This is a genomic window from Paenibacillus antarcticus (assembly GCF_001637225.1).
Classification (GTDB): Bacteria; Bacillota; Bacilli; order Paenibacillales; family Paenibacillaceae; genus Paenibacillus_AQ; species Paenibacillus_AQ antarcticus.
The window spans coordinates 278,168-289,408 of the sequence record NZ_LVJI01000016.1 but is presented as its reverse complement, the minus strand read 5'-3'; the positions used below and the strand labels follow the sequence as shown (position 1 = coordinate 289,408).

The following is an 11,241-nucleotide window of genomic DNA, read 5'->3' as shown; positions in this document are numbered from 1 at the left end:
AAATTCAAAGGGGGGCTCTCCTACAGTGATTTTGAAAACACGTGTTATCACCGGCTTACTCCTATTAGCCTTACTCTCTGCCTGCTCAGGAGTAGCAAAGAACACAATTGTGTCCATATCCTACGAGGATAGACAAGTAGCCGCACAACTTATCGATAAACAAGTCATTCAATCCGAGAATACATTAGGTATCCAGCTCCTGAAGGAATTATTAAAGAGCGATAAGACTGAGAATATAATCATCTCCCCTTATAGCATTTCAAGCGCATTAGCCATGGCTTACAATGGGGCATCTAGCGATACAGCCATTCAAATGGCCAAGGCGCTTGGTTGGAGTAACACGACGTTAGAGAACTTAAATCAAGCGAATGAGCAACAGAGGAAACTGCTTGAACATTCTGATGAGGGCATCGAATTGAGTATTGCCAACTCCATCTGGTATCAAGAAGGTCCCAAGATCAGACCATCCTTCCTCAATACAGGAGAGAACAGCTACAAAGCGGAGATTAATGCTGAAGACAACTTGAGTAGTTCCCGTACGATGAATAAGATAAATGATTGGGTGAAGAAGAAAACACAAAATAAAATTGATAGCATATTAAGCGAGCCTTTAAGCACAGATACTCTATCTGTTCTTATTAACGCCATCTATTTCAAAGGGACATGGAAACATCCTTTCTCAGAGGATCTTACGGAACAGCATCCTTTCACATTGGGAGATGGATCGATCCAGAACGTACAAATGATGCAACAGACTCACGAGTTTCCTTATGCGGAATCGGAAGATTGGCAAGCAATTCGCCTTCCATACGGTGATGGTCGCATGTCTATGCTCATCATCCTTCCACATAAACAAACAACAATAGATATACTTACACAACAACTTGTTAAAGATCCTTCCCCTTGGCAAAAGACATTCGACTCCAAGAATGTTCACATAAACCTGCCAAGGTTCACAGCAAAATATGAGAACAAGCTAAAAAAAGCACTTCAAGCACTTGGGATGACTTACGCCTTCGACCCTAATAAGGCAGACTTCTCACAAATGTCCACGATCACACCATTATATATCGATCAAGTTCTACATAAAACTTTTCTAGAAGTTAATGAAAAGGGAACAGAAGCTGCTGCAGTTACTGGTGTCCTAACACCTACTTCAGGCGCTCCTGCACCCCCAGTTGACATGAATGTAGATCGCCCCTTCTTCTTCGCGATTGAAGATACACAGAGTAAGGCCTGGCTGTTTCTAGGTACAATTACCAACCATAAGAAGTCACACATCATAGTGATTTCAGGTATATAGGTATGCTTCAAATTTCTAACAATATCTATACAAAAAAACCTTAACCATCATTTCTGATGAATTAAGGTTTTTCACTATATATCTAACGCTATAACGTCTCTTGTAGGGTAACGCCTTCTGGCATTACGGATAGGACATGCTCGCGCACATTATCCTTCTGCTGTAATTCTTCACAAAGAATAGCAATAATCCCTTGATCCCCACGGGATCGAATCAGACGCCCCATACCTTGTCTTAGGCGTAATAGCATATGAGGTAGATCCACTTCTTCAAACGGAGAAGCAGAGGCATTCCGCTTCGCCATAAACACTGGGTCGTTTGGAGGGAAAGGGAGCGACCATATAATTACGTTCGATAAGGATGGGCCAGGCACATCCAGTCCTTCCCACAGACTTACCGCACATAGTACACTTGCTTCATTCCTCTGAAACGCCGAGATCAGATAACTAATCTCCTGATCACCTTCATAGTAGAATGGCATATCTGAGCACCTTGGATCTAGTGTAATCTGCTGTTTGAACTGTTGTAACTCTTCATGCGTACGGAAGAGAATTAGAGCCCTTCCATTCGTGCGTTCCAGCAATTGCCCTGCAATCTCCAACTTCTCAGCAAAAGTCCCCTGCGTTAATTTGGGTGCAAAGGCTTGCATCTGATTTGGGTAATCATATGGCGAATTCACTGAGAAGGATAAGTAATTGTCCAGTCCTAGACTATCTGCTACATAATGGAATGATCCATCAACAGAAAGCGTTGCGGAAGAGAAAACAATTGGCATATTCGTATTGAATACCCGTTCTTGCAATACTTCTTTAACCGCCTTTGGCATAATTGACAAGGTTAACCCATCTTCACTATCCGTCACCCAACATATCAAAGCTTCAGAATTCTCAAACAGACCCAAAGCCTTCTGCATCATCTCAATATGTTCTTCCACAATCCGCAATTGATAATCGTCTAATGTATATAACTCACTTTCAAATACAAGCTCTTCCTCGATAGCCGTCAAGATACTACGGAAATGGTGAACTGCCTGTAGTAGCGTGTCATTCAGATGAATCTGCTTACGATCAGAGCCTGGAATACTCTCACTGTGCTTCTCTAACAAATGAAACATGATTTCAGATTGATCAATCGCTTCATCAATAAGTACAGCAAGCGCTTCACGTACTTCTCCTTGTAGCAAACGTAAAATCAACTCTTCGAATATGACATGCTTCATCTTATAACCAAGTGCTTTCATAGCTGCTGACTCTAGTAAATGCCCTTCATCAAATACAACCGCACAATGATCAGGTAAGAGCGGAAGTTGTCCCTCACGCTTTCTTCCCTCGAATGTCCATACATGCTCCATATAGTAATCGTGTGAGCATATCACGAGGTCCGACGAATGACGATAATATTCTCTGGAAAGTGTCTGTCCACAACGATGTCGTCTGTCACATGTGAAGCAATCCTGGAAGGAATCCCAATTAATCTTGTGCCATTGTTCATCATTTAGATGCGGATAGTTCTTCCGATCACCATAGGCATAGAAGGTCTGCATGGGTTGAGGGCTATGAACAAATTCAGGTAGATTCTCGTACAAATCCTCCCATTGGGCCCCCTGCTCGTCCTTAAATCTAGCTTCATCCAACTTCACTAGACATACATACTGATCAGGAGATTTCCCCAAACGTGCGTCAATGGCTAAGCTAAGATGCTGAGCCAACTTGGCAATATCCCCTTCTGGCTTCACCAACTGCTCAATTAACGACTCGTCCGCGCAAGCGATTATAGCAGGTTTACGAGTATACCTAGCATAACAAAGGGCATACAACAAATAGACTAGCGTCTTCCCCGTTCCAACGCCTGCCTCAGCAAAGATGGCTTTCTTATCTGCAAAAGCTCGTTCCAATTGGAACGCCATATATATCTGTTCATCACGGACTTCAAAGCCCGCTTCTGGTAATAGTTCATAGAATACATCTGCTACCCAATCGCCAACTTGCTGAATAAAAGGCTTGGTAGGGTCATGCTCAAAAGGATAACGCTCCACTATATTGTTTACCTCCATGAAGTTATATTGCAAAAAAGCCCAATATTTAAACATGAGCTAACGTTTCATTATGCCATATGACGAAAATAAAAGCAATTCCCCCTAACTTTTAACTTCTAATGTCACTCTCAAGTTTTAGATTATGAATATTTCAGTTATACTATTTAAAACTAGATATACCCTACTTGGAGGATCTTTCTACATGGAAAATTGGATTACGAGTTTTATGGAACAATTCGGATATTGGGGTATCTTTCTACTGATTGCCTTGGAGAACGTATTCCCCCCGATTCCATCTGAAGTCATTCTTACCTTTGGAGGGTTTATGACAACCCATACTGATCTGACGGTTACAGGCGTCATTGCCGTAGCAACACTCGGATCTACGATTGGTGCCATTATTCTATATGGTGTTGGTCATCTACTTAATGTGGATAGATTAGAATCTATCATCGATCGATGGGGACGTTACCTCCGTGTAAAGAAAGAAGACATTCACAAAGCAGATGCCTGGTTCGAGCGCTACGGATATTGGACGGTGTTCTTTTGCCGGATGATCCCTTTGATTCGTAGTCTGATTTCAATCCCAGCAGGCATGGCTAAAATGAAGTTCGGGCTATTTCTAATTTTCACAATAGCTGGCAGTGTAATATGGAATGTCGCTCTTGTAATGGTGGGTGCCGCTGTCGGAGACAATTGGGAGAACGTCGTCGAGTATATGGATGTCTATTCCAATGTTGCTTATGTAATCATTGCCCTTGGTATTGTTACTGCATTGTATTTTTGGATCCGAAGAAGTAGAAAAAAAGCGTAATCTTAAATCACATATAAACCCTATGACTTGATGTCATGCACAAACAATAATACGCTACCCAGCTTATTTTCGGCTAAGTAGCGTATTTTCTATACCTAGTGAAAGAACTAAGTTTTGCGTTTCTCCTGACGTGGCCACATGAAGTAACTAGCTGTAATCATCAGATCCACACCTACAATTATACTCCAAATCTTCATCATATTACTTAGTGCTTCTGTTCGTGATGCGTCATTAATGATGTGCAGGATTGCCATAAGAAGACCACACCCTATGACATAAGCTACGATGTGCCTAACAAATCCCTTTGAATAATGCTTGGCAAATGACTTACCGTGTAATCTATTGGGTAACTTCCCTTGCTTCGTAACGTAATATTTAAATCGTGCATCTACCCATCCAATCATACTTCTACCAAATCCAATAGACACACCAATATATACAGCTGCAAGGGCATGTGCCGTAGTCGCTATCGCTCCTCGATATAAATCAAGCCCAGTTACAATTAATAAAATGAGATCAATGACCGGTGTACATGATAACAATACCAATCCTAGCTTCTCCATCTTCAAAATATATCTACATATTAAACCTAGCAAGATGAATACCCAAAAGGCAATTTCGCAACCTATAATCATGAACATGATCCAATTCATAGCTTAGTCCCCTTATAGCTCTTTTTGGTATGTCTAACACATTCCTTATAATACCAATTGGCAATCATTTTGGATACTCATGAAGTCCTTTTACATAAAAAAAGCCTTAGAGATCAATTCATTGATCTCTAAAGCTTGCAACCCATAATAAAGAGCCGCTGTTACTCTATAACTACAATCCCTTTATCACAAATTCGAACTCCATTTCACCATCCGATGGGATTAGATATTCATCATGGACTGGTGCACCCCAACTATCGTCTCCACCCACACCCATCTGTCTGCCAGCTACCGTCACAACCGTGTAATAGACTGGCGGTAACTCATAATGATGCGCTGCATGCTCTAGCTCAAATGCTGTATACGGTGAAATGTTACATTCTACAGGTACGTCCGCATTAATAAGAATCCCATGACCGAGATCATCCGTTATGCTGACTTGTCTAACACCCGTACGATTCCCTGACTCTTGCGGTTTAACATAACCAGATACGTTGTCTGATACTTCGTTACGAAATACCCCAAGCTTAGCGCCATCAACACGGTCAATATAGTTCTCCTCTGGTCCCATAGCATACCAATCTAAATGATTGTAATCCATAGGAATTTTGAAGGAAAGCGCAAAGATCGGTAATGACGGCAATCCAGCCGCACCTTGATATCGTGTCTTCACTCGCAAAGCACCATCTGAAGTCACTTTGTAGGTCACCGTAACTTTAACGTCCTCACTGATACTAACCGCATATGAGAACGATACTAAGACGTAATCATCTTGTTTCGTCGTCTCCACATTAACACATTTAGGCATGAGACTAGCTGCATACCATCCACTATGCGTGAAGCCTTTGCTACAACCTCTATCATTATCGGTCATTGCACGCCAATACTCCGGATATGGAGGACGAGAGATCATCTCTCTGCCTGAGTATACAAGTGAGACCAGACTACCTTGCGCTCTTGAGAACAGCATACTGAAGTTGGTTCCCTGAACACCAATATTGACGTCGCCATGAATCACTTTCAGCTTACCAGTTGATACTTCTTGCTGTATATCTACCGAACCATGCTGGAATATGGTCTGACCAAATGCAATCTCATAACCTTCTTGCGCCCAAGCCATATCCTCTTTCAATACCAGTGATGTGTTAATGTAATAGTCACCTGCTACATCAACAAAGTTTGCAAGATAAGGCAATGCCACATATTGTTCTGATCGTGGTGCTACATCCACTTCCATGCTCCCACGATACAGTTCGCTTCCTTCATAATTCACGCTATATTCCAACCTGTAATCATTCGCATTCTGGAATAAGCTTTCATTTACTATCGTCACACCTTCAAGTTCAGGCTGCAAACGGAAGTTCTGATATAACGCTTTAACCTCCTGCATCTTAGGAGATAGCTTACGATCAGCATATACAATGCCATCTGTACAGAAATTATAGTCAGTAGGTCGGTCTCCGAAGTCGCCACCATACGCTAAGAATTCGTTGCCATAGCGATCTTTCTTGAACAATGCCTGATCGATATAATCCCAGATGAATCCACCTTGATACAATGGATACTTTCTTTCAAGTTCTGTATATTTGTGCATGCCTCCAAGTGAGTTACCCATCGCATGCATGTATTCACAGCTAATGAATGGTTTCTGCGGATCATCAAGCAAATATTCCTCGATGTCTGCTGGCTTCGCATACATGCGGCTCTCCATATCACTCGTATCATTGAAACGTCGATCATGAAATACGCCTTCATAATGAACCAATCGATCCGGGTCCTTCTCTCTGAAGTATTGCGACACGTTATAGATGACTTCGCCACCATGAGACTCATTACCGCAGGACCAAATCAGGATAGATGGGTGATTCTTGTCTCTTTCTAACATTGATTTAGCACGATCAAGAACGATACCTTGCCACTCTGGCCGATCTCCTGGAATGACCCATGAAGGCTCCACAGCGCCTAGCTTCTGCCATGAACCATGCGTCTCTAAGTTCATTTCGTCAATCACATAGATCCCATACTCATCACATAGTTCATACCAATCTGTCTGATTCGGATAATGCGATGTACGTACAGCATTGATGTTATGTTGCTTCAATGTACGAATGTCCCACAACATATCTTCTTTCGTAACGGATCTAGCACGTCTAGCGTTAAATTCATGGCGATTGACACCCTTAAAGGCAATTCTTTTGCCATTCAGACACATCACTGTATCTATAAGCTCAAAGACACGGAATCCTACGCGTTGTAGAATAACTTCCACTAGATTACCTGATGCATCAAGAACGCGAATAAATAGTGTATATAAGTAAGGCTTCTCTGCACTCCATAACTGGACTTGTCCAACGTCCAAAGACACTTCAAGCGTTCTTCCATCAACGGCCGAATGAACGAGCGTTACCTGTTCTCCATCTGCATCTCTTAAATCCAGTTGTAAGGATGCTTTCACATCACTAAGAAAATCAAGTTCTACAGATAACGTTCCTTTGGAGTACTCCTGATCCAGACCCGTATGAACGAATAGATCACGAACATGAATCTCCGGCACCGTGTACAGATACACATCTCTGAATATTCCTGAGAATCTCCAGAAATCTTGATCCTCTAGCCATCCCCCTGTACTCCGTTGATAGACTTCTACCGCTAGCTTATTCTTTCCCTCTACTAAGTAAGGAGAGATATCGAATTCCGATGGTGTAAAACTATCTTCGCTGTATCCTACAAACTGTCCGTTTACCCATACATAAAAGGCTGATTCCACGCCCTGAAACGATACCATCACAGGTCTATTCTTCATATTATCGGGCACTGAGAAGTACTTCACGTAACTTCCAACCACATTATCATTCAGTGGAATGTGTGGTGGTCGTAATTCTTCAACCCCATCCCATGGATACATCGTATTCGCATACTGTGGTTTCCCGTATCCTTGTAGCTGGATGTGTCCTGGCACATCAATATGATCCCATCCTGCACAATTATAGTCTACTTGATAGAAATTCTGAGGTCGGCTATCTGGATGTTTAGCATAACTAAATTTCCACTCACCATTTAATGAATACCGAAGAGGCATTACGCCTAGCGTTTCCGCCTCTTCCATCGTTTCATAATATCGATGATCCGAATGTGGATCCAATCGATTCACTGCATACATATTTAAGTCCGTTAACCATTCTAACGTAGGTGTTATTTGCTTTATAGACATCTGAAACTCTCCCCTCACCCTATAAATCAAGCTTTACTTAACAGAGCCTGTCATACCCGCTACGAAATGCTTCTGCAATAGGAAGAACACTAACGCTGTCGGAAGCGTTGCAATGACAATCGCTGTCATAATCACACCATAATCTGGAGCATAACCCGCACCCAGATTCGAGATCAAGAGTGGAATGGTCTTCTTCTCTGGTGTCTGCAATACAATCAATGGCCACAAATAATTGTTCCAGCTTGCCATGAACGTAATAATACCCGCAGCAGCGTACGTTGTTTTCATCGTTGGCATGAATATTTTGAAGAAAATTCCGATCTCCGTTAGACCATCAATTCTACCCGCTTCAAGCATATCCTTCGGGAACATCTTGGTGCTTTGACGAAAGAAGAATATCAAGAACGCTGTCGTTACCGTCGGTAGAATAACTGCAGAAATACTGTTAATACCTATGGCAGGCGCAAAGCGCGATATATCTGCGAAGAAGCGATAAAGCGGTACCATAAGTGCAGCAAATGGAATCATCATAGAGAGCAGTAAAATGTTAAATACGGCGTCTCTCGTCTTACTTCTGAATATTTCGAATCCATAACCTGCAAGTGAAGCGATAACCATCGCCAATACCGTAGTCATGATAGCAATAACAGCCGAGTTATATAGTGCTTGCAACAATTCTGTTGAATCCATTAGTTTTCTTAAATTGTCCATGAAGTAGCTACCTGGAAGAAGCTTACCTTTAGTAACATCAACTGATGGATTCGTAGAACTGATAATCATCCATAGAAAAGGAAATATAGATACGAAGGAAATGACACTGAGAAACAAATATACAAACGTTCTTTTCATTTTAGCCATTCTTCTCACCTGCCACTTTAAACTGAATGAAGGCTAACACAATAATCATAATTACGATGGAGTAAGATACCGTTGCTGCGTAACCGAAATCCGCAGAATATTTAAAGGAAAGATTATATATGTAATGGGAAATACTCATCGTGGCGTTCCCTGGTCCACCCTTCGTAATGTTAACAATTTCATCGAAGAGTTGTAGTGTACCAATCGTTGATGTGATGGATGTAAATAAGATGATTGGCTTCATTAGTGGAACTGTTATTTTGAAAAATTGCTGGATCGATGAAGCGCCGTCAATTCTAGCTGCTTCATAGATAGAATTATCAATATTCTGTAAGGAGGATAAGTAGAAGATCATGTTGTACCCTGTCCAGCGCCAAGTGATTGCGATGATAATCGTCACCTTGGCCCAGAATGGATCTGTGATCCACTCGATCGGCTGATTAATCAAATGAACATTCAATAATAAAGAGTTCACAAGGCCATCGCCAGCAAATAAATATTTAAAAATGATCGAATATGCAACGAGCGACGTAACGCAAGGAAGGAATATCGCTGTGCGGAAGAACCCTCTGAATTTCAGCTTACTATCATTTAAAAGGACTGAAATCATCAATGCCAGAATGATCATTACAGGTACCTGTATTATCAAATAAATAAACGTATTCTTAACCGCTGTTAGAAAAGTACGATCACTGAACAACCGAATATAGTTATCTAATCCCACAAATGTTAAGTTAGCCCCTGTACCTGTTTTGAAAGATAATATGAGCGATTGAACCATCGGATAGAAATAAAAGGTAAAGATCATCACAACAGAAATGATGATAAATGACCACCCGGAAATGCCATTTCTTCTGTCTAAACTCAAGCGTGGTTTGGCTTGCTTCATACCTGTCTCACTCCTCTCTGTAGGTAATACTAAATAGAACCTTGAGTGCTGACCGAACCCCCTTTCATTGTGGCGAGGGAGCCGATCAAACCTCAAGGCTCTGGGTGGTTTATCAGGAAATGATGATTATTTAACTTGTGTTTCCGCTTGGCTCTGAGCATCCTTCAGGACACTATCAATTTCCTTACCGTTCAAATAGTTCTGCATTTCAACGGCTAAGATATCTTCAATCGCATAGGTGTGCATACCATAATTCACATTTGGAATTTTCTCTGTCCATAATGCAAAATCAGCATATATTTTTTGTCCTGAGAAGAACGGATCCTCTTGCGAATAAGCATCTCCTGTAGAAGCCGCTTTAAAGGTACTTACTACACCAATATCTTTTAGTAGTTTTTGATACATTTCAACGTTACTACCGAATGTTGAAGCTAAGAAATCCGTTGCTGTCTCTGCTCCTGGAACATTCATCACATACCATGAGCTTCCTCCAAGGTTAGAGGCATTCACAGACTTAGCATTACCCGGAAGTTTCGGGAACGAAGCTACTGCCCATTTGCCTGATTGTGAAGCTTCTTGCTTAATGGAAGGTGTAATCCAGTTCCCTGTTGGAACTGTAGCTATTGTGCCTTTATTTATAGCTGCAATAAATTGACTCCAATCCGAGTGAATATTAACGATATCAGCTTCCATCATTTTTTTGTAAATCATGAAGGATTCCTTCAGCGCAGCATTCGTTACAATATCCGGTGTTTTTCCATCTTCAGCTAGATACCATGAACCTGCCGACTGAATCATCGAACGGATAATCCCTAGATCATTTGGATCCAACGTGATTATTTTTTTACCTGTTTTTTCTTTGACAGCTTTACCAATCTCAATGTATTGATCCCAATTCAGATTCTCCATATCTTTAGCCTTGTAACCTGCTTGCTCTAAGTAGTCTGTTCTGTAGTACAACCCTGTTGCACCTGAGTCAAAAGGTACACCATATTGCTTACCATTCAGACTTGTAGGACCAAGTTTGTATTCTGCGAAATCCTCTGGCTTGATACTTCCCGACAATTCATGAAAGGCATCTGGGTAAGCACTGAGAAAGCTCTGAGCACGATAGTCTTCAATCAGTACGATATTCGGAAGACCGCTTGTAGTACCCGAGTTGAGTCCTGTATTTAATTTCTGAATAATATCTGCTTGTGCGTACTCTATGATATTCACTTTCACATCAGGGTCTGTTGCACTATATACTTCTTTAGCGGCTTCTAGTGCTGCGATGTTGAATGCTGGATCCCATGCCCAGACTGTTATTTCTTTACTTTTCCCTGCAGCTTCACCACCGCTCGTGTTGGATTCTTCTGATTTCGATGAACAGGCACTTAATACTAATACACTTGTTAGAAGAACAACACTTAACTTCTTCATTTTCATCAACCCCCGTTGAGTATTATTTTGATAACCTTTACTGAAAGCGTTTGCTT

At 41.4% G+C, this 11,241-nt stretch carries 8 protein-coding genes; 2 read left to right on the top strand and 6 right to left on the bottom strand.

Going from position 1 to position 11,241, the window contains the following annotated elements:
* Window positions 1-25 precede the first annotated feature (25 nt).
* Window positions 26-1,303, top strand: a complete 1,278-nt coding sequence (locus PBAT_RS12770) for a serpin family protein (protein WP_084403030.1) — start codon at window positions 26-28, stop codon at window positions 1,301-1,303.
* Window positions 1,304-1,391: 88 nt separating this feature from the next.
* Here the strand turns inward: PBAT_RS12770 and PBAT_RS12765 are convergent, their stop codons facing one another.
* Window positions 1,392-3,338 (bottom strand): ATP-dependent DNA helicase, encoded by a 1,947-nt coding sequence (locus PBAT_RS12765; RefSeq protein WP_068650108.1) that lies wholly within the window; start codon window positions 3,336-3,338, stop codon window positions 1,392-1,394.
* Between the two features lie 202 nt (window positions 3,339-3,540).
* Between PBAT_RS12765 and PBAT_RS12760 the strand changes: the two genes are divergently transcribed.
* Window positions 3,541-4,152: a DedA family protein gene (locus PBAT_RS12760; RefSeq protein ID WP_068650104.1), complete on the top strand. Its 612-nt coding sequence runs from the start codon at window positions 3,541-3,543 to the stop codon at window positions 4,150-4,152.
* Window positions 4,153-4,259: 107 nt separating this feature from the next.
* Here the strand turns inward: PBAT_RS12760 and PBAT_RS12755 are convergent, their stop codons facing one another.
* From PBAT_RS12755 to PBAT_RS12735, 5 genes are all read right to left on the bottom strand, one after another.
* Window positions 4,260-4,805 (bottom strand): hypothetical protein, encoded by a 546-nt coding sequence (locus PBAT_RS12755; RefSeq protein WP_068650103.1) that lies wholly within the window; start codon window positions 4,803-4,805, stop codon window positions 4,260-4,262.
* Between the two features lie 172 nt (window positions 4,806-4,977).
* Window positions 4,978-8,016 (bottom strand): beta-galactosidase, LacZ type, encoded by a 3,039-nt coding sequence (gene lacZ / locus PBAT_RS12750; protein ID WP_068650097.1) that lies wholly within the window; start codon window positions 8,014-8,016, stop codon window positions 4,978-4,980.
* 33 nt (window positions 8,017-8,049) lie between these two features.
* Window positions 8,050-8,874 (bottom strand): carbohydrate ABC transporter permease, encoded by an 825-nt coding sequence (locus PBAT_RS12745; RefSeq protein ID WP_068650095.1) that lies wholly within the window; start codon window positions 8,872-8,874, stop codon window positions 8,050-8,052.
* A complete protein-coding gene (locus tag PBAT_RS12740) occupies window positions 8,867-9,763 on the bottom strand; it encodes a carbohydrate ABC transporter permease (protein WP_068650093.1) in 897 nt (298 codons plus the stop codon). The genes PBAT_RS12745 and PBAT_RS12740 overlap by 8 nt, the downstream gene beginning before the upstream one ends.
* 126 nt (window positions 9,764-9,889) lie before the next feature.
* Window positions 9,890-11,185, bottom strand: a complete 1,296-nt coding sequence (locus PBAT_RS12735) for an ABC transporter substrate-binding protein (protein ID WP_068650091.1) — start codon at window positions 11,183-11,185, stop codon at window positions 9,890-9,892.
* Window positions 11,186-11,241 lie beyond the last annotated feature (56 nt).